Origin of the sequence: Rudaea cellulosilytica DSM 22992 (assembly GCF_000378125.1) — a bacterium.
In the GTDB taxonomy this organism is placed as follows: domain Bacteria; phylum Pseudomonadota; class Gammaproteobacteria; order Xanthomonadales; family Rhodanobacteraceae; genus Rudaea; species Rudaea cellulosilytica.
This window is the reverse complement of the sequence record NZ_KB899241.1, coordinates 924,383-941,724: the sequence shown is the minus strand read 5'-3', so window position 1 is coordinate 941,724 and position 17,342 is coordinate 924,383. Positions and strand designations below refer to the sequence as shown.

The following is a 17,342-nucleotide window of genomic DNA, read 5'->3' as shown; positions in this document are numbered from 1 at the left end:
CTCGATTTTAGCATCGGCTCCGTGCGGGGCTGTGGAATGTTGTGCGGGCGAACGGCGGCCTATTGCGTTTGCGTGATCATTCCGCTAAGCGAATAGGAGGCGAGATGCTCGCCCTGGATCTGTGCCGGAAAGTCCGATTCCGGGTCGAAACGCACCGTAGCGACGATCGCGCGTAACTCGTCCGTGCACGAGACCGCTGCGGTCGCATCCACGCCGACGATGCTGAACTCGAGCACGCCTTTGCGTGCGAGTCGCAGCGCATGGCAGTCGTGGGCGCTGGCTTGCGCACCCTCGGGCCGACGCTCTTCGCTCCAGACGATCGTCGAGCCCTCGCGCGCCGGCGCGACGTCGTAGCGCACCAAGGTGCCGCCGCTACCGGCGAGGCGTGGCGCCGGGGGGCGAGTGTGCGCGGTATCCAGCAGCGCAGCCGGATCCGGTGCGTCGCCGGCGACCAGACCGTCATGCCGCCAGCGCAGGCGCACGATGCGCAGGTTCGGATCGGTGATGGTCCTGCCCACGGCAACCATCCAGCCGATCAAATGCGGATCGACTTCACCGCGCAGCGCGGTGTCGGCTTGACGTGCGTCGGTGCCGGCAAGCAAGTGCTGGCCGCGCGGAATATCGAAACGCATGCCGATCGCCTCGCGCACGAAGCGGCCGCGCAGGAACAGGACGTGCGTCGCAAGGTCGTTCAGTTCCGCCGGCGTCGCGCGACGCGGCGGTGGCTCGGTCTCGCCGGCCTGGGCGGACGCCGCTGTCCGCGTCGCCGCCGACGCGGGCGTCGTCCGGTCCTGCGCCGAAGCGGCCGTCGATGTCCGGGTCGGCCGAGCCGCCGGCTGATCCTCGTCGGCCTGGTCGTCGTCGTCCGCGCCCTGGGTCTGCACGGCGGCATAACCTGGATCGATCGCGGCTGGCGCGATGTGATACACGTTCCAGAGCAGAATGGCCGAGACGACGATCTGGGCAAACAGCGGCCAGCGGATGTCGTGATCCGCATCACCCCAGTACTTGTACAGCGCGTAGAAAACGTAGAACGGAAGGAACAAGGTCAGCACGCCCTCGAGCGTGCTCGCCCGCCAGACGCGGACGACGATGAAGATTCCCAGAACGAAGGAAACCAGATAGAGAACCATCAAGCCCTGCATTGCGCGGTCACTCCCCAGCGACAAAGTGGTGCAAGTGTAGACGAGAGCATGAGGCAAAACCGGGCGATTCGCCGCGAATTTTTGCAAATGCGCCCGGGAACCTCTGCAAACGCTGTGCGCTGCCGAACGCCGTAGCTTATTCGGGGACTAAGCCCTTGTGTCCGGCTTGATCATCGCCTTGAACGGAAACAGTTGCTGGTTGACAAAGCCGTCGGGCATGTAGTCGCCGACCACGCCGTAATGTTCGGGGAACTTCTTGTCCGACTTCACCGCCGTGCCGAACAGGTAGTCGAGGAACGAATAGTGCGCGGCGTAGTTCTTGTCGATCGCCTCGTCGTCCTGCGAATGATGCCAATGGTGGAAGTCCGGGGTCACGATCAGATACCGCAGCGGACCCCAGGGCAGATGCACGTTGGCGTGATTGAACACGGCCTGGAAGCCGACGATGATGATGTAGGCATTGATCACGCCTTCGGAAAAGCCGATCACGAACAGCGGCGCGAGCACGGCGACGCGCGTGGCGATGATCTCGAGCATGTGCTGGCGCGAACCCGCGAGCCAGTCCATCGTCTTCGTCGAATGATGCACCGAGTGGAATTTCCACAGGAACGGCACCTCGTGATACGCGCGGTGGGTGAAGTACTGCGCGAGATCGGCGACGAGGATGCACAGCAGCAGCTGCGGCACGAACCAGATGCGCTGCACGGCGAGCTGGAAATCGTGGTTGACCAGCCAGCCGAACACGTGATGGATCAGAAAGTTCACGGTGAGCAGGATCACGCCGACGAGAAAATGGTTGACCGCAAAGTGTTTGAGATCGGTCTGCCACTCGCGGCGGAAGATCGGCTGACCCTTGTACAGCGGGAACAGCTTCTCGAGCACGACGAAGATCACGGTCGAGCCGAGCAAGTCGAGGATGAACCAGTCGAGGCCGATGTACGGCGTGTTGTCCGGAAAGTCGCCGACCGGCACGCGCGAACCGCCTAACGCCACGGCAACGATGACGCAGGCGAACGCGACGAGGTTGAGATTGCGCCGGCGATTGAAGATCAGATTGGTCAACGACAGGGCGCCGGCGACGAGTAGTCCGCCGAACAGGAGCTGGCGCAGAACGTCGACCGAATACTTGTGGCGCAGCTCCGGCATGGTCAGATACTGCGGAAAATGGAACGCGAGCACGGCGAGCAGGCTGAGGATGCCGAGCAGCAGTGCGATCACGGTCGTGATCAGCGCCTTGCCCTGACGCAGGTCGCCGCTGGCGTGAAGCAGGTCGTCGGTTTCGTCGACGACTTCGCTGACGTGATGCGCGGCCTTGGCGAGCGGCGCGACCAGGATCCGGCGGGAAATCGCGCGCTTGGAGCCGGACGGGGGAGACGATCCGAACATGACGATTCCGTTACCTTGATGAGGTTGCGCGCACTATAGCCGCGGATTCAGGCACTTGCACGAGCGCGCGCGGAATCTTGAAAAACGCCTTCCACGCCATATCTCCAAGGCAAGGAAAGCAGTCGTGCTTACCGTTACCGCCAGGGGTTTCTTCCGCTCGCCGCGCGTCGCGTTTGTCGCGATCGACACCCGGCCCTGCACATTTTCGCCAGCGTATTCCGTTTTGCCTGCGCTTTGCGCGCCTGCTGCCGCGTGCGTCTACTTTCTTCACAGCCCGGAGTGGTCCATGCCGCCCATGTAGCTGTTCTTGCGTGTTGTTCGTCTCCCGTTTTCCACTTTTCCCAACCTGTCGAAGGATAGAGCGTCATGTCGTGGCTTAATACGGAATTGAGTCTTGGCAATATCGGCGTCATCGCCGGCGTAGTCGTCGCGCTGACATTGTTGTATTCGTCCATCGTCTACGTGCCCAACAACCGCGTCGGCGTGCTCGAACGCCTGTGGGCCGGCAAAGGCTCAGTCAAGCGCGGCCTCGTCGCGCTCGGCGGTGAAGCCGGTTACGTGCCCGAACTGCTGCGCGGTGGCTTCCATCTGTTGTTCCCGTTTCAGTACCGCGTGCACAAGGTCGACCTCGTGACCGTGCCGCAAGGCGAGATCGGCTATGTGTTCGCGCGCGACGGCAAAGCGCTCGAAGCCGGTCAGTCGCTGGCCGGAAACAGCAACGCCGACGATTTCGAGAGCGTGCGCGAGTTCCTCGCCGCCGATGGCCAGAAAGGTCCGCAGCGCAAGGTGCTGCGCGAAGGCGTCTACGCAATCAACATCGCCCAGTTCGTCGTGCTCACGCGCGCGAACACCTATGCAGTTGCGCTAGCCAAGTCCGATACGGACACGATCGAGTCGATGCGCGCGCAGATCGAGGCGCGTGGCGGTTTCCACCCCGTCGTTATCGGCGAACAATCGGCGCAGGGATTGCGCGTCACCGACCCCGGCGCGAAGGAAGCGCGCACGGTCAACGACGTCATTGGCATCGTCACCGTGCACGATGGTCCCGGCCTACCCGCGGGCGAGTTGATTGCGCCCGCAGTCGGTGCCGACCGCAGTATGGCCGCGACCTATCACAACAACTTCCAGGATGCCGATCGTTTTCTCGCCGCCGGCGGCTTTCGCGGGCGCCAGTACCAAGTGCTCGTCGACGGCACCTACTACGTCAACCGCTTGTTCGCGAGCGTGGAATTCATCGAGAAGACGCTCGTGCCGATGGGCACGGTCGGCGTGGTCGTCTCATTTATCGGCAAGCGCGGCACCGACCGCTCCGGCGTGGAATACCAGCATGGCGAACTCGTCGGTGACGGCGAACGCGGCGTCTGGGAAGCGCCGATGCTGCCAGGCAAGTATGCGTTCAATCGTTTCGCCGGTGCGATCGCGAAGGTGCCGACGACAAACTTCATCCTCAAATGGGAATCGGGCCAGTCGGGCTCGGACTTCGACCGCAACCTCAAGGAGATTTCGCTGATCACCAAGGACGCGTTCGAGCCGACGTTGCCGCTGTCCGTGGTCGTGCATATCGACTACAAGAAGGCGGCCAAGGTCATCCAGCGTTTCGGCGATGTGCAGAAGCTGGTCGAGCAGACGCTCGATCCGATGGTCTCGGCCTACTTCAAGAACACCGCGCAGACCAAGACGCTGATCGAACTGCTGCAGCAGCGCGCGGACATCCAGGGCCAGGCGCTCGCCGACATGAAGGGCAAGTTCGCGGCTTACAATCTCGAGCTGCAGGAAGTACTGATCGGTACGCCGAAGTCACCGGCCGGCAACAGTCAGATCGAGAACATCCTCGCTCAGCTGCGTGATCGCCAGGTCGCGCGCGAACAGATCGAGACCTACGAGCAGCAGGAAGCGGCAGCGGTCAAGGAGCGCACGCTGCGCGAAGCCGCCGCGGTCGCAGCACAGCAGAAGGGTCTGACCGAGTCGCGCATCGCGATCGAGATCGCCGAGAACAAGGGTCTCGCCGAGGTGAAGACGCAGACGCGCCAGGGTGAGGCGGATGCGGCGAAGATCCGCAACGTCGCCATGGCCGACGCCGAACGCATCAAGGCGATCGGTGCGGCGAACGCGAACCGCATCGAACTCGAAGGCGAGGCGACGGCACGCGCTGCGCACAAGCAGGTCGAGGCCTACGGCGGCCCCGAGATCCGCTTGGCCCAGGAGATCTCCGCGCAGATCACGCGCGCGATTGCCGAGGGTAAGCTGCCGGTCGTGCCGCAAATTCTCGTCGGCGGCGACGGCAAGGGCAGCAACGCGATCGAGGCGATCACGGCGATGATTCTCGCCACGGGCCAGCAGTTCCGCCAAGCGAAATCGACGACGGTGCAGTAAGCAGACAAGGAGGCGGCCGGCGTTGCGTCGCCTATGTGTGCCGCTTGTGTAGGTCGGGCAGAAACGCAGTGAGCAGGCCGATCGCGGGCAGCCAGGCGCAGATCTGGTAGACGTATTCGATGCCCTTGTGATCAGCAACCTCGCCGAGCACCGCGGCGGCGATGCCGCCCATGCCGAAGGCGAAGCCGAAGAACATGCCGGCGATCATGCCGACATTGCCGGGCAGCAGCTCGGTCGCGTAGACGAGGATTGCCGAGAACGCGCTCGACAGGATCAGGCCGATGACGACCGTGAGCAGCGCGGTCCAGAACAGGTCCACGTGCGGCAGCAGCAGCGAGAACGGCAGCACGCCGAGGATCGACACCCAGATCACCCACTTGCGCCCGACCTTGTCGCCGATCGGGCCGCCGACCAGTGTGCCGAGCGCGACCGCGCCGAGAAAATAGAACAGGTGGATCTGTGCGCTCTGCGTCGAGACGTGGAATTTCTCGATCAGATAGAACGTGTAGTAGTTCGACAGGCTGATCAGGTAGAAGTACTTGGAGAAGATCAGAGCGAGCAGCACGCCAACCGCGATGATGACTTGCCGTTTCGGCAGCGTTGCTGCGGCGACGACGACCCTTGCCGCTTTCGGTTTCGCGCGCCGCGCGTACCACATGCCGACGCGGGTCAGCAGCACGATTCCGACGAGTGCAAGCACCGACACCCAAGCCAACGCGCCTTGGCCGTGCGGCAGAATCAGGAATGCGGCGAGTAGGGGCCCCAGTGCCGAGCCGGCGTTGCCGCCGACCTGGAAGAACGACTGGGCAAAGCCGTGGCGCCCGCCCGAAGCCAGACGCGCGATGCGCGAGGATTCGGGATGGAAGATCGACGAGCCCGTGCCGATTAGCGCGGCCGCGAGCAGCAGCATCGGAAATGATCCGGCCTGCGAAAGCAGCAGCAAGCCACAGAGAGTGAAGCCCATACCGAACGGCAGCGAATACGGCAGCGGCCGACGATCGGTATACGCACCAACCAGCGGCTGCAGCAGCGAGGCGGTGAGCTGATAGGTGAAGGTCAGCAGGCCGATCTGACCGAAGTCCAACGCGTAGTTGCTTTTCAGGATCGGATAGATCGACGGCAGTAGCGATTGGATCAGGTCGTTGAGGAAATGCGAAGAACTCACCGCCGCAAGCACGCCCAGCGCGGTGCCGGCGCGAGCCGTCGTTGCGGGTGCGGCGTCGTCGGAGATGAGGGCGGAGTTGGCGCTCACGGTTTCTTGTCCTGGACTACTAATTCGACGCATGCAGGTTAGAATCACTCGCATTCGCCCGCCGCCGCAGGCAGGTCAACGATCTACGAGGTTGGGCCACTGCTGAAATTGTCACGCGCGAGCGCGACTCCGATCAGCTCTTCGCTCTTCTTGCAGCTTAAGTGCCACATGCGCAACGCCAACGTCGACGACTACGAAGCAACACCGCGGCCGATCATCTCGGTCGGAAACGACTATGCGCCTGGCGTTGCGCGCGGCTCGCACCAGCACCGACGCAATCAGCTGCTTTATGGCGCAACGGGGCTGATGATCGTCACCACGCCACAGGGTCGCTGGGTGGTGCCGCCGCAGCGCGCGCTGTGGATACCCGCAGGCATCTATCACGATGTCTATGCAGTCGGCCCGGTCACCACGCGCAGCATCTTCCTCGAACCGGCAGTCAGCAGGAAGCTGCCGCGCGAGTGCCGCGTGCTCGGCATCACCCCGCTCGCGCGCGCGCTGCTGCTCGAAGCGGTGGACTTGCCGGCTAAGTATGACGTGCATGCGCGCGCCGGCTTGATCATGCGTCTCCTGATCGCCGAGATCGAACAACTTCCAACCTTGCCGCTCAACATCAGCTTGCCGACCGCGCCGAAACTCGCCGCGCGCTGTCGCGCGTTTCTCGACAAGCCGACGCCGCACGAGACGATCGACGACTGGTGCGCGGCGCTAGCCATGTCGCGACGCTCATTTACGCGCCTGTTCCGCGAGCAGACCGGCACGAGCTTCGCGGCCTGGTGCCGCCAGGCTTGCATCGTTGCCGCGCTGCCGCGCCTCGCCGCGGGCGATTCGATCACGACGATCGCGCTCGATTTCGGTTATGCGAACCCGTCCGCATTCACGCAGATGTTCCGCAGCCAGACCGGTGTCGCGCCGAGCGCTTACGCCGGCACCTCTGCGCCGCATTGAGCTTTTTCATGTACGCAGGAACTCCGCGTGTGGCACCGTGTCTTTAGGCACTGTCCGACTCACGAGCGGGCGCTACAGACTGTGAAAACAGGCAAGACGCAAACCCAAGGAGAGAACAATGCGTGGAAGTTTCGCAATGCGGATTCTCTGTGCGGCCTCGGTCGCACTGGCGCTGCCCATCGCGGCGCACGCCGAGGATGATCCGCTCAACGACGCCGGTGTGCAGAAAACCTTGCGCGCGATGGCGAATGCCTCGACCTGGTATCACCCCGACTTGTTCGGCATGACCGTCGGCATGCGCCGCTACGCGCACAAGGACTACGCCGGCGCGCTGAAGTATTTCGAGATCGGCTCCTACTACGCCGACAAGCTGTCCCAACTCAGCACCGGCTTGATGTACATGAACGGCGAGGGCGTGAAGAAAGATCCGGTCACTGCCTATGCCTGGCTCGATCTCGCCGCCGAGCGCGACTATCCCGACTTCGTCGCCACGCGCGACGGATTGAAGTCCCAGCTCACGCCGGAGCAGCTTGCGCAGGCGACTGAGCTGCGCAAGAAACTCGCCGAACGCTACAGCGACGCGGTGGCCAAGCCGCGCATGGTGCAACAACTGCAGCAGGGTCAGGCGCAGATCACCGGGTCGCGCACCGGTTTCGATTCCGGGGCGAACCATGCCAGCACCAAGGACATCTGCGGGCCCGCGCTCGTCATCGGCGGCCGCACCGTGCCGCAAGCGGGCTGCAGCGGTGCTGATATGTATGCGAAAGAGAACTGGGATCCGGACAAATACTTCGCCGATCGTGATCGCGAATGGAAGGCCACGGTCACGGTCGGGGCAGTCGAGGAGCAGGGCAAGCCGATCGACAAGCTCGCTCAACCCAATGCGACGGCCGCGCCAGCGCCGGCAAATCCGCCGCAGAAGCAACGCTGACGGCGTCGATCGCAAGGTCCGCGCAGGCGGAGCTTGCGGCCACGCTGGCGGAGCTGCAGGTTATACTGCGGCTGTCGCCTTTTTCGATCGCATCGCCATGTCGTCCATGCTACGTGTGCTCCTGTTCGCCGCCGTGATTGCCGCGCCGCTCGCCGCCTGCGGCAACAAGGGCCCGCTCGTGCTGCCCGACAAGCCGCAGGAGCAGCAAGACAAGGACAAGAAGAAGGACCAGCCCGCGAACGTCGCGCAGCCTGCGCAGAAGACTTCGATGGACGGCGCCGCAACCCAGCACTGATACCGCCAAGCCGGCGATGAGTCTGCATTTCACCAAGATGCACGGCATCGGCAACGACTTCGTAGTGCTCGATTGCCGCACGCAGCCGTTCGCGCTCGCTCCGGCGCAGATCGCTCGCATCGGCGACCGGCACACTGGCGTCGGCTTCGATCAATTGCTGACGATCGAGCCGGCGCGCGATCCGTCCTGCCTGTTCTACTACGGCATCTACAACGCCGACGGCTCGATGAGCGGGCAGTGCGGCAACGGCGTGCGCTGCGTCGCCGCGTGGCTGCGCCGAGCGGGCGTGCTCGGTACGGGCGCCGCGCGGCTGGAAAGCCCGTCGGGAGCGGTCAGTGTCGAGTTGCTGGCGGATGGCCGCGTGCGCGTCGACATGGGCGAACCGCGCTTCGCGCCCGGCGATGTTCCGTTGACTCTGCCGGCAGCCGATCCGTATGCGCTGACGCTCGATGGTGGGCGCATCGAATTCGGCGCCGTGTCGATGGGCAATCCGCATGCGGTGGTCGAGGTCGCCGATGTCGACGCCGCGCCGCTCGCGCAGATCGGTGCGGCATTGTCCACAAATTCACATTTTCCACAAAGCTGCAACGTCGGCGTTGTGCAGATCGTCGAGCGCGCGCATGTGCGCCTGCGCGTGCAGGAGCGCGGCGTCGGTGAGACGCTGGCTTGCGGTACCGGCGCGTGCGCGGCGGCCGCGGTGCTGCGCAGGCGCGCGCAGGTCGATGCGACGGTCGCGGTCGGTCTGCCGGGCGGACGCCTGGAAATCCGTTGGCAAGGCCCGGGGCATACCCTCTGGATGACCGGTCCCGCCGCATTCGTTTACGAAGGAGATTGGGAATGAATGACACAGCGATCAAGGACGGCGTGACCCCCGCGGAAGTGGCGAGCTACTTGCGCCGCCATCCGGCCTTCCTGCACGACTATCCCGATCTCGCCCTGACCCTGCTGCCGCCGCGCGAGGAAGGCAAGACGACGTCGCTCGCCAGCTACCAGCTCGACGTGCTGCGCGACAAGAACCGCGAACTCGGGCGACGCCTGACCGAGCTGGTCAACATCGCCAACGAGAACGAGCAGCTCGTGCAACGCGTGCACGCACTCAATCTGTCGCTGATGCGCGAAGCAACCCTGGCCGGCAGTGTGCGTCGCGTCGTCGCTGGCTTGCGCGAAGACTTCAGTACCGATTTCGTGCGTCTGGTTCTGCTGCGGGCCGATCCGGAACTGCCGGCCGCCGACTGGTTGATCGTGCAACCGCAGGGCGTGCAGGCGCTGCCCGAATTCGCCGAATTCTTCAGGAATGGCGAAGCACTGTGCGGCCGCCTGCAGCCGGAGAAGCTCGACTTTCTGTTCGGCAAGCACGCCGGTGACGTGCACTCGTCCGCACTACACGCGCTCGGCGAGCGCGATGCGCCGCTCGGCTTGCTCGCGATCGGCAGTGCCGATGCGAACCGTTTTCATCCGGGCATGGGCACGATGTTCCTCAAGCTGATCGCCGAAACCGTGGCCGCCGCAATCGCGAGATTTCCGGCGCACGGATGAGCGAAACGCTGTCAGCGACGGTCGAACGGTTTCTCGATCACCTGAAGGTCGAGAGGGACTACTCGCCGCAGACGCTGATCCGCTATCGCCATGACCTGACCCGGTTGGTCGAATACGCCGGCTCACGCAACATTGCCGACTGGAACACGCTGCGCAGCGATGCGGTGCGCAACTTCATCGCCGGCGAACATCGCGCGGGCATCGCGCCGAAGACGTTGCAGGCGCGCCTGTCCGCGTGCCGCAGCCTGTTCAAGTTTCTGCTGCGCGGCGGCGAGTTGAAGCACGATCCCGCTGCCGGCGTGCGCGCACCGAAGGCACCGCGCAAGTTGCCGCAGGTGCTCGACGTCGACGAGATGGGCAAGCTTGTCGAGATCCCGACCGACGGCGCCGAGGCCAAGCGCGATCGCGCGATCCTCGAACTGCTCTATTCGAGCGGACTGCGCATATCCGAATTGACCGGACTCAAATGGCGAGACCTCGATCTCGCCGACGCCAGCGTGCGCGTCACCGGCAAGGGCCGCAAGACCCGCATCGTGCCGGTCGGCTCGAAGGCGCTGATAGCGCTGCGCGTGCTGCGCGATCTCGAACAGGTCACAAGCGAAGACGAGCCCGTGTTCCGCGGCCGCAACGGCGCACCGATCGGCGCGGCGACCGTGCGCACGCGCATGAAAGCGTGGGCCAAGGCGCAGGGCATCGAGCGTCGCGTCTATCCGCACCTGCTGCGGCATTCGTTCGCCAGCCACCTGCTCGAATCCTCCGGCGATCTGCGCGCCGTGCAGGAGTTGCTCGGTCACGCGGACATCGCCACGACGCAGATCTACACGCATCTCGACTTTCAGCATCTCGCGCGCGTCTACGACGCCGCGCATCCGCGCGCACGGCGAAAAAAGAACGAAACTTAAGCGATCTGCCGGTGGCCCCGAGCGGGCGAGGTCAAGACGGCGGTCGGACGCCGGCTTCGAACACATCTTCGCCTTTCCACCAGCGCTCCTCGGCAGAGGGATCGGTCAAGGCAAGCAATACGCTGGCAACCATTTCGCGGGCTTCGTTGGGTAGCTTCAGACGCGCATATGCTTTTTGCGTGCCTGTCATGACTGCCTCGGCTTTGTAGAACATCTCCGGATCGCCTGGCACGGTTTCACCCATCTCTTTGCAGCGCTCCACATCGAGTGAATCCATCTTGCGACAAACGAGCGGGCGGAACTCGTAGATTGAGCATGCCCCGTCGAGTAAGAATGGACAAAATTTTCGTTGCCGCTTGTCGGTTATCCCGCGATGCGCTTCGACATGTTCCGAGAGCTTGGCGATGAGCGATTCCCGGTCCGGCCGCTCGCCCAGCTTGCGCGCAATTCGAAACGATTCCTGGGGCAACGCCTGGACTTCCAGACGGCAGCAGATGGCGCAGCCCTTTTTGCAGTCGAAGCGGACGCCGCGCTGCTCGACTTGTTCCCTTACCCGATCGATTTCTTTCTGCGCGCTCTGAGCCAAGCGCACGGCGAAGACGCGATTGCGATTTTCGCGCAGCAGACGCGCGGTATCTTTCTCGACCTTAGCCTGCAGTTCGAGCACTTCTGTTTGCAGTTTTCCCACAGCTTGCTCCCAAGGATTCGATGAAGTCTGCGCCCGCCATGGCGGATTCGCAATCGGGATTCCGGCAAGGCTGATTCAGCTCGCTACAAGCGGTGTTGTGCAAGCGCCGCTTCCGCGGCGGCGAGCATGTCGCGTGAATCGGCTGAGGCCGCGACATGCACTCGCGTGAATCCGGCGGCGCGCGCCGCATGGGCAAGACGCAGGCTGCTGACGATACATTCACCCGCCGCAATTCTGGCGAACAACTCGGCTGGCAGGCCGAGCTTCAGGTTTGCGATGGTCTCGGCGCTGGACAGCAGGACCATGAGCGGCGTAGCGGCGCTTGCGAGCCTGTCGAAATGGCGGCGATTCCAGCGCGGCGCGTCACGGCGATACACATGAATGGTTTCCAGCACTGCGCCGCGGGCACGCAAAGCGGTCGGCAATAGCTCGCGTCCGCCCGGCGCGCCGACCAGTGCGACGCGACGGCGGCGCAGACGAGCGAGCTGTGGCAGCGCGAGCAGGCCTTCGCTGTCTTGTCGCGCATCGGGCCACGCCACGTTGTGCACCCCGCGTCGCGCGAGCGCAAGCGCCGTGGCGCGGCCGACGGCGCAGACCTGGGTCGTCCGCGCGAAACGCAGCGCGGGCAACAGAGCGAACGCATGGCGCACCGCGTTGGGGCTGACGAAGATCGCGATGTCGGCATTTCGCGCCGCGCGCAGCGCGGTGCGCGCGGACACCGCGTCTTCGATGCCGCGCAGGCCAACTCCGGGCAGCGCAATCACGCTGCCGCCGAGTGTCGCAATGCGGCGCTTGAGCGTGGCGGCGGCCGCCGAAGGTCGCGTCACCACCACGCTCGCGCCTGTCAGCGGCGGTGAATGGGTGTGCTGTGTCGATTGCGGCCTGGCCATGCGGCCTACTGTATCAAGCGAACTTGATCGCGGCAGCCCGGCTGCGCACACTACGCGCCCTTTCCTGCCGTCGTCCGATATGAAGCCGGTTCCCGATCTCGCGTTCGCGCATGCGCATATGGACTCCCTGCTCGAGAGGATTCCGCTGACGCAGACGATGCAGATCGAGCTGCGCGACTACGACGGCGAAACGCTGGCGCTGGCCGCGCCGCTCGCGCCGAACGTCAACGACAAGGGCTGCGCGTTCGGCGGCAGCCTCGCCAGCGTGGCTACGCTGGCCGGCTGGGGTCTGGTCGCGCTGAAGCTGAAGGCGCTGCAAATCGACTGCGAAATCTACGTGCAGGACTCGACGATCCGCTATCTCGCGCCGGTATGGGGCGAAATCGTGGCGCGGGCGGCGCTGGCCGAAGGCGAGTCGTGGGACGAATTTCTTGCCGTCTTGGCAACTCGCGGCCGTGGACGCCTACGCGTGGAATGCCGCGTGCCGCTCGAAGACGGCAAGGATGCGTGCACGCTGGACGCGCGCTTCGTCGCGATCCGCAGCGCGACCTGATCGCGCTCGCGGATTCCGGCCTCGGCGGCATATAGAATGGCCGCAGTCTTTCACCGGATGCCTGCCATGCCGCGTATCGTTGCCCTGATGCTCGCACTCTGCCTCCTCGCCGGCTGCGCGGGGCAGAAATCAAAAGGCGACCTGCTCGAGGCGACGCTGGAAAGCTACGCTTCGACGATACGCTGGGGCAATTTCGAGGACGCGGCGGCGTTCGTCGATCCGGAAACGCTGAAAGCGCATCCGTTGACCACACTCGACCTCGAGCGCTATCGCCAGCTGCGCATCAGCGGCTATAACGCACAGCCGGCGCGTTCGGTCGGCACCAACGAAGTCACGGTGGTGGCCGAGGTCGTTTTGACCAACAACAACACGCAAAGCGTGCGCAGCGTGCTCGATCGCCAACGCTGGCGCTACGACGAGAAAGCCAAGCGCTGGTGGCTGGTGACCGGCCTGCCCGACATCACCCAGCACTGATTTTTGCCTTGAAGCCGCGCTCTGACGGATAATCCGCGCCCGCAAGTCCTCCCGGCGCATGCCGCGCCTGCCATCCATGTCCGATATCCTTCACCGTCTGCCGGAGTTCATCGGCAACCACCTCGTCCTCGCGATGCTGTTCGCCGGTGTACTCGTCGCCCTGATCGGCAACGAATTCTCGCGCCTGTTCCGCGGTTATCGAGAGTTGACGCCGGCTGCGCTCACGCAGCTGATCAACCGCGAAAGCCCGCTGCTCGTCGACCTGTCGGCCGCGGCCGATTTCGACAAGGCGCATATTCCCGGCGCACGCAATGTACAGGTGAGCCAGTTCGATCCCGAGAACAAGGACCTCGCCCCGGTCAAGGAACGCCCGGTGGCGGTGTACTGCCGCACCGGCACCGCGTCCGCACAGGCTGCGGCACGGCTGGTCAAGGCTGGCTTCAAGCAAGTGTTCTGGCTCGGCGGCGGCCTCGCTGCATGGCGCGAGGCCAACTTGCCGGTGGCGAAAGGGCGCTGATCCTGCCGTTCGTCGTATCCGCGGGTGCATGCAAGCCGCCTGCATGGGATAATCCGCGGGTTTATCTTTGCGCTCGTCCCTGACCGCGAGAATCAAAAAGCGGCCATCCTTGGCCGCACTTTGGGGTATTCATTGCGATCATCCGTGATCGCGAGGATCAAGAAGCAGCCATCCGTGGCTGCACTTTTCAAATTGGCTTTTTTTGGAGTGATCGAAAATGACTGACAATATTCCCGCCAACGGCGGCGCCGAAACCGGCGCGCAACTGCAGCTGCAGAAGGTCTACATCAAGGACGCATCGTTCGAAGTGCCGTCCGCGCCGCAGATCTTCCAGGAGCAGGGTCAGCCGCAGGTGCAGCTGAACCTCGAGCACAAGGTCGGCTCGCTGGGTCAGGACATCTACGAAGTCGTGCTCACCGTCACCGTGACCTGCAAGCTCGAAGAGAAGACCGCTTATCTCGCCGAAGTGCAGCAGGCCGGCGTGTTCGGCGTGATCGGCTTCGACGCGCCCTCGCGCGACGCCGTGCTCGCCACCTACTGCCCGAACGTGCTCTTCCCGTATGCCCGTCAGGTCATTTCCGATCTGGTCCAGAACGGCGGCTTCCCGCCGTTCCTGCTGCAGCCGATCAACTTCGACGCACTCTACGCTGAGCAGCAGCGTCGCCAGGCCGAAGGCCAGGGTCTCAGCGGCAACGCGTGATTTTGCGCGGCATTTTTTGCGTTCATCCATGATCGCGGAAGTCAAAAAGCGGCCATCCGTGGCCGCACTTTTCAAATGAGCGATAGGCCCGCTGTTGCGGTACTAGGAGCTGGGTCGTGGGGTACGGCGCTCGCCGCCGTGCTCGCGCGCAATGGCGCGCCGACGACGTTGTGGGGCCGCGACGCGCAGGCGCTCGCGGCGATGCGTGCGTCGCGGCGCAACGCGCGCTACCTGCCGGAGATGGAACTGCCGGCATCGCTGCACTACGAAGCGGACCTTGCCACCGCGGTGCGTGGCGCGCAGGTATTGCTGATCGTCACGCCGAGCCATGCGTTTGCCGAGCTGATCGCGAACATCGCCGCCGATGTCAGGCAAGGCGCAGGCGTCGCCTGGGCAACCAAGGGTTTCGACCCTGGCTCGGGTCGTTTCCTGCATGAGATCGTCGCCGAGCGTCTGCACGGCGTGCCCGCGGCGATCGTCACCGGCCCTTCGTTCGCGCGCGAAGTCGCGCAGGGCCTGCCGACCGCGGTGACCGTGCACTCGGCGAGCGATGCGTTCGCGCACACTGTTGCGCAACTTCTGCACGCAACGAATTTCCGTGCCTATACCGGCAGCGACGTGATCGGTGCCGAGCTCGGCGGCGCGATGAAGAACGTGCTCGCCGTCGCCACGGGCGTCGCCGACGGCATGCAACTCGGCCTCAACGCGCGCGCCGGCATGATCACCCGCGGTCTCAACGAAATGCTGCGCCTCGGCGCCGCGATCGGTGCGCGTCCGGAGACGCTGATGGGCCTCGCCGGCCTCGGCGATCTCGTGCTTACCTGCACGGGCGATCTTTCGCGTAACCGCCGCTTGGGCCTCGCGCTCGGCCACGGCACCAGCCTGAAAGATGCTGTCGCGCAGATCGGCCAGGTTGTCGAAAGCATCGAGACGGTCGACACGGTGATGCGGCTCGCCAACGAGCATGGCATCGAACTGCCGATATCGCGCGGCGTGCAGCGCGTGCTGCACGAGGAAATCACGCCAGCTGAAGGCTTGCGTATGCTATTGGCTCGTGAACAGAAACCCGAATATCCTTCAGCTCAGCCAACTTAGCGCGAGGCAAGAATGTTTGTTCGCAGAGCCGCAATCAGAACAGCCATAGGCATGGCACTGCTGTTTTTTGTCGGACTGGTGCAGGCGCAAGTTATCAACTCGGTTTCCTTTGTTCCTGCGAATCCGAAACCAGGTCAGTCAGTGACGGCACTTCTGGGTGGCGAGAGTTTGTGCGCGGCATCCTCGCCGGTGCGCGCTGGATCGATGGTGACCTTGCCACTGCTCATACCGTGCTCTTCTACGACCAACTTGGCTGTAGACCTTGGTTCGTTCGCCGCAGGAACCTATAGCTTCGCCATTCAATTGTGCACCGACGTGCCGCCCTGCTCGACTACTACGCTTGGATCGTTTGTCGTGGCCGATGCCAGTGTGGCCAGCGCTCCAGCCCTGTCCCCAACAGGCTTCGCGAGCATCGTCCTTTCCTTGCTCGCATCCGCATTTATCGCGTTGCGTCCGCGGGCTTCTACGCGCCGCCACTGAATCCCCGCTGGCGCCACGCTTCGTAGACGACCACGGCGACCGCGTTCGAGAGATTGAGACTGCGGTTATCCGGTCGCATCGGCAGACGCAAGGTCTGCTGCGCTGGCAGCGAGTCGAGGAAAGCTTGCGGCAGGCCGCGCGTTTCCGGGCCGAACACGACGGCATCGTTGTCGCCGAATTGCACGCCCGTGTACAGGGTGCGCCCACGCGTCGACAGCGCGAAGAGACGTTCGGGTTCGATCTTCGCGACGAAGGCGGCGAGGTCATCGTGCACATCAATCGCGGCGAACTCGTGGTAGTCCAAGCCGGCGCGGCGCAGCTTCGCATCGTCGAGCTCGAAGCCGAGCGGGCGGATCAGATGCAGGCGCGCGCCGGAATTCGCGCAGAGGCGGATCACGTTGCCCGTGTTGGGCGGAATCTCGGGCTGGTAGAGGACGACATGCAGCATGCCGCGATTATGAACTTCTGAATAGACTATTGCGCTCGGCATCTCACGCGCCGGCGGTGCTCGGATCGCGAAGCATTCGCGCAGCGAATGACCTGTAGGATGAGCCGCGGATGCGGCGAGTCATCCTCATTTACGATCGGTAAACTCCGGTTCCTGCGCTCCGGCGTCACGCGATGTGCCTTCGCTCGCTACGTTTATTCAGAGGTTCACAATTTCGCGCTTTCTGCACGGGCGACAAGCGCGAGGGATGTTGCGCATCCCCGCGCTCAGCGCATCGCGACCAGCCGCGGCTCTTCCTTCGGGCCGATCGTCACCGGTTCGCCGACGGTCACGCGTGCCTTGCCTTGCACCTGGGTGTAGACGACGCTGTCGTCGACGTCGTTCGGTGTGGCCATAACCGTGATCGTGCCGAGCATCTGCATTTCCAGTGGTGCGCCGACAGCGACGGTGGGATGCGAGGCGGCGACGGCATAGGCGCTGACGGCAGCACACAGCGCGATGGCGACGAGACCGCGGTGGATGTGGGTGGAAAGGTTCATGGTGGGCTCCTTCGTATACTTTGGTATTTGTGCAAAAAGCAAACCCTGTGCCAACGATGGTGGATTCGCATTTTGTTCGATGAGTTCGATGCGTAATCGAGGCTTTGGGTTGCACAAAGTTCCGCGATCGTGACTTCCGGCATGGCTGTGCGCAGTCTGCGCGGCGCATGCGCATGACTTGTGGCAGGGT

Annotated in this window: 20 protein-coding genes; 13 read left to right on the top strand and 7 right to left on the bottom strand. The window is 64.0% G+C overall.

The annotated features are described in order from the left end of the window. Window positions 1–59 precede the first annotated feature (59 nt). Window positions 60–1,145, bottom strand: a complete 1,086-nt coding sequence (locus F455_RS0104240; protein ID WP_018972027.1) for a hypothetical protein — start codon at window positions 1,143–1,145, stop codon at window positions 60–62. Between the two features lie 147 nt (window positions 1,146–1,292). After that, window positions 1,293–2,531 (bottom strand): sterol desaturase family protein, encoded by a 1,239-nt coding sequence (locus tag F455_RS0104235; RefSeq protein WP_018972026.1) that lies wholly within the window; start codon window positions 2,529–2,531, stop codon window positions 1,293–1,295. A gap of 366 nt (window positions 2,532–2,897) precedes the next feature. Between F455_RS0104235 and F455_RS0104230 the strand changes: the two genes are divergently transcribed. Beyond that, window positions 2,898–4,904, top strand: coding sequence for an SPFH domain-containing protein (locus F455_RS0104230; RefSeq protein ID WP_018972025.1), 2,007 nt, complete (start codon window positions 2,898–2,900; stop codon window positions 4,902–4,904). A gap of 31 nt (window positions 4,905–4,935) precedes the next feature. On the opposite strand, the gene F455_RS0104225 is transcribed toward F455_RS0104230, so the two are convergent. Then, window positions 4,936–6,156 (bottom strand): MFS transporter, encoded by a 1,221-nt coding sequence (locus F455_RS0104225; protein ID WP_018972024.1) that lies wholly within the window; start codon window positions 6,154–6,156, stop codon window positions 4,936–4,938. 168 nt (window positions 6,157–6,324) lie between these two features. Between F455_RS0104225 and F455_RS0104220 the strand changes: the two genes are divergently transcribed. The 6 genes from F455_RS0104220 to xerC all read left to right on the top strand — a co-directional run bounded on the left by F455_RS0104220 (window position 6,325) and on the right by xerC (window position 10,768). Next, window positions 6,325–7,104: an AraC family transcriptional regulator gene (locus F455_RS0104220; RefSeq protein ID WP_018972023.1), complete on the top strand. Its 780-nt coding sequence runs from the start codon at window positions 6,325–6,327 to the stop codon at window positions 7,102–7,104. Between the two features lie 118 nt (window positions 7,105–7,222). Continuing rightward, window positions 7,223–8,035, top strand: a complete 813-nt coding sequence (locus F455_RS19715) for an SEL1-like repeat protein (protein ID WP_157578421.1) — start codon at window positions 7,223–7,225, stop codon at window positions 8,033–8,035. A 106-nt stretch (window positions 8,036–8,141) separates the two neighbouring features. Further along, entirely contained in the window at window positions 8,142–8,330 is a 189-nt protein-coding gene (gene lptM, locus F455_RS23325; protein WP_020684049.1) for an LPS translocon maturation chaperone LptM, read from the top strand. A 16-nt stretch (window positions 8,331–8,346) separates the two neighbouring features. Further along, on the top strand, window positions 8,347–9,171 hold the full coding sequence (dapF, locus tag F455_RS0104205) for a diaminopimelate epimerase (protein WP_018972020.1): 825 nt from the start codon (window positions 8,347–8,349) through the stop codon (window positions 9,169–9,171). After that, complete coding sequence (locus tag F455_RS0104200) at window positions 9,168–9,866, top strand: DUF484 family protein (RefSeq protein WP_018972019.1); 699 nt, start codon at window positions 9,168–9,170, stop codon at window positions 9,864–9,866. Before dapF ends, F455_RS0104200 begins: the two co-directional genes overlap by 4 nt. Continuing rightward, window positions 9,863–10,768, top strand: a complete 906-nt coding sequence (xerC, locus tag F455_RS0104195) for a tyrosine recombinase XerC (RefSeq protein WP_018972018.1) — start codon at window positions 9,863–9,865, stop codon at window positions 10,766–10,768. Before F455_RS0104200 ends, xerC begins: the two co-directional genes overlap by 4 nt. 31 nt (window positions 10,769–10,799) lie before the next feature. Here xerC and F455_RS22380 read toward each other — a convergent pair whose 3' ends face one another. Further along, complete coding sequence (locus F455_RS22380) at window positions 10,800–11,456, bottom strand: YkgJ family cysteine cluster protein (protein ID WP_169337290.1); 657 nt, start codon at window positions 11,454–11,456, stop codon at window positions 10,800–10,802. An 83-nt stretch (window positions 11,457–11,539) separates the two neighbouring features. Then, entirely contained in the window at window positions 11,540–12,346 is an 807-nt protein-coding gene (locus tag F455_RS0104180) for a uroporphyrinogen-III synthase (protein WP_026293054.1), read from the bottom strand. Between the two features lie 118 nt (window positions 12,347–12,464). Between F455_RS0104180 and F455_RS0104175 the strand changes: the two genes are divergently transcribed. The 6 genes from F455_RS0104175 to F455_RS22865 all read left to right on the top strand — a co-directional run bounded on the left by F455_RS0104175 (window position 12,465) and on the right by F455_RS22865 (window position 16,165). Further along, a complete protein-coding gene (locus F455_RS0104175) occupies window positions 12,465–12,899 on the top strand; it encodes a YiiD C-terminal domain-containing protein (protein WP_245539935.1) in 435 nt (144 codons plus the stop codon). A 66-nt stretch (window positions 12,900–12,965) separates the two neighbouring features. Continuing rightward, window positions 12,966–13,373 carry a hypothetical protein gene (locus F455_RS0104170; protein ID WP_018972013.1) on the top strand — a complete coding sequence of 136 codons (408 nt, stop codon included), beginning with the start codon at window positions 12,966–12,968 and terminating at the stop codon, window positions 13,371–13,373. A 76-nt stretch (window positions 13,374–13,449) separates the two neighbouring features. Further along, the gene (locus tag F455_RS0104165; protein WP_026293052.1) at window positions 13,450–13,890 is read left to right on the top strand and encodes a rhodanese-like domain-containing protein; all 441 of its coding nucleotides are present in this window, start codon (window positions 13,450–13,452) and stop codon (window positions 13,888–13,890) included. Between the two features lie 217 nt (window positions 13,891–14,107). Continuing rightward, window positions 14,108–14,590 (top strand): protein-export chaperone SecB, encoded by a 483-nt coding sequence (gene secB / locus F455_RS0104160; RefSeq protein ID WP_018972011.1) that lies wholly within the window; start codon window positions 14,108–14,110, stop codon window positions 14,588–14,590. 75 nt (window positions 14,591–14,665) lie between these two features. After that, on the top strand, window positions 14,666–15,685 hold the full coding sequence (locus tag F455_RS0104155) for an NAD(P)H-dependent glycerol-3-phosphate dehydrogenase (RefSeq protein ID WP_026293051.1): 1,020 nt from the start codon (window positions 14,666–14,668) through the stop codon (window positions 15,683–15,685). 51 nt (window positions 15,686–15,736) lie between these two features. Further along, window positions 15,737–16,165: a hypothetical protein gene (locus F455_RS22865; RefSeq protein WP_157578420.1), complete on the top strand. Its 429-nt coding sequence runs from the start codon at window positions 15,737–15,739 to the stop codon at window positions 16,163–16,165. On the opposite strand, the gene trmL is transcribed toward F455_RS22865, so the two are convergent. Beyond that, window positions 16,149–16,613: a tRNA (uridine(34)/cytosine(34)/5-carboxymethylaminomethyluridine(34)-2'-O)-methyltransferase TrmL gene (gene trmL, locus F455_RS0104150; RefSeq protein ID WP_018972009.1), complete on the bottom strand. Its 465-nt coding sequence runs from the start codon at window positions 16,611–16,613 to the stop codon at window positions 16,149–16,151. The genes F455_RS22865 and trmL overlap by 17 nt on opposite strands. Window positions 16,614–16,879: 266 nt before the next feature. Next, window positions 16,880–17,152 carry a hypothetical protein gene (locus F455_RS0104145; protein ID WP_018972008.1) on the bottom strand — a complete coding sequence of 91 codons (273 nt, stop codon included), beginning with the start codon at window positions 17,150–17,152 and terminating at the stop codon, window positions 16,880–16,882. Window positions 17,153–17,342 lie beyond the last annotated feature (190 nt).

Excerpts from the sequence above, each read along its gene's own strand:
- lptM (WP_020684049.1), top strand. The coding sequence starts at position 8,142 with ATGCTACGTGTGCTCCTGTTCGCCGCCGTGATTGCCGCGCCGCTCGCC.
- F455_RS0104170 (WP_018972013.1), top strand. The coding sequence starts at position 12,966 with ATGCCGCGTATCGTTGCCCTGATGCTCGCACTCTGCCTCCTCGCCGGC.
- F455_RS22865 (WP_157578420.1), top strand. The coding sequence starts at position 15,737 with ATGGCACTGCTGTTTTTTGTCGGACTGGTGCAGGCGCAAGTTATCAAC.
- F455_RS0104200 (WP_018972019.1), top strand. The coding sequence starts at position 9,168 with ATGAATGACACAGCGATCAAGGACGGCGTGACCCCCGCGGAAGTGGCG.
- trmL (WP_018972009.1), bottom strand. The coding sequence starts at position 16,613 with ATGCTGCATGTCGTCCTCTACCAGCCCGAGATTCCGCCCAACACGGGC.
- F455_RS19715 (WP_157578421.1), top strand. The coding sequence starts at position 7,223 with ATGCGTGGAAGTTTCGCAATGCGGATTCTCTGTGCGGCCTCGGTCGCA.
- F455_RS0104155 (WP_026293051.1), top strand. The coding sequence starts at position 14,666 with ATGAGCGATAGGCCCGCTGTTGCGGTACTAGGAGCTGGGTCGTGGGGT.
- F455_RS0104175 (WP_245539935.1), top strand. The coding sequence starts at position 12,465 with ATGGACTCCCTGCTCGAGAGGATTCCGCTGACGCAGACGATGCAGATC.
- secB (WP_018972011.1), top strand. The coding sequence starts at position 14,108 with ATGACTGACAATATTCCCGCCAACGGCGGCGCCGAAACCGGCGCGCAA.
- F455_RS0104240 (WP_018972027.1), bottom strand. The coding sequence starts at position 1,145 with ATGCAGGGCTTGATGGTTCTCTATCTGGTTTCCTTCGTTCTGGGAATC.
- F455_RS0104230 (WP_018972025.1), top strand. The coding sequence starts at position 2,898 with ATGTCGTGGCTTAATACGGAATTGAGTCTTGGCAATATCGGCGTCATC.
- F455_RS0104165 (WP_026293052.1), top strand. The coding sequence starts at position 13,450 with ATGTCCGATATCCTTCACCGTCTGCCGGAGTTCATCGGCAACCACCTC.
- xerC (WP_018972018.1), top strand. The coding sequence starts at position 9,863 with ATGAGCGAAACGCTGTCAGCGACGGTCGAACGGTTTCTCGATCACCTG.
- dapF (WP_018972020.1), top strand. The coding sequence starts at position 8,347 with ATGAGTCTGCATTTCACCAAGATGCACGGCATCGGCAACGACTTCGTA.
- F455_RS0104180 (WP_026293054.1), bottom strand. The coding sequence starts at position 12,346 with ATGGCCAGGCCGCAATCGACACAGCACACCCATTCACCGCCGCTGACA.
- F455_RS0104145 (WP_018972008.1), bottom strand. The coding sequence starts at position 17,152 with ATGAACCTTTCCACCCACATCCACCGCGGTCTCGTCGCCATCGCGCTG.
- F455_RS0104235 (WP_018972026.1), bottom strand. The coding sequence starts at position 2,531 with ATGTTCGGATCGTCTCCCCCGTCCGGCTCCAAGCGCGCGATTTCCCGC.
- F455_RS0104220 (WP_018972023.1), top strand. The coding sequence starts at position 6,325 with ATGCGCAACGCCAACGTCGACGACTACGAAGCAACACCGCGGCCGATC.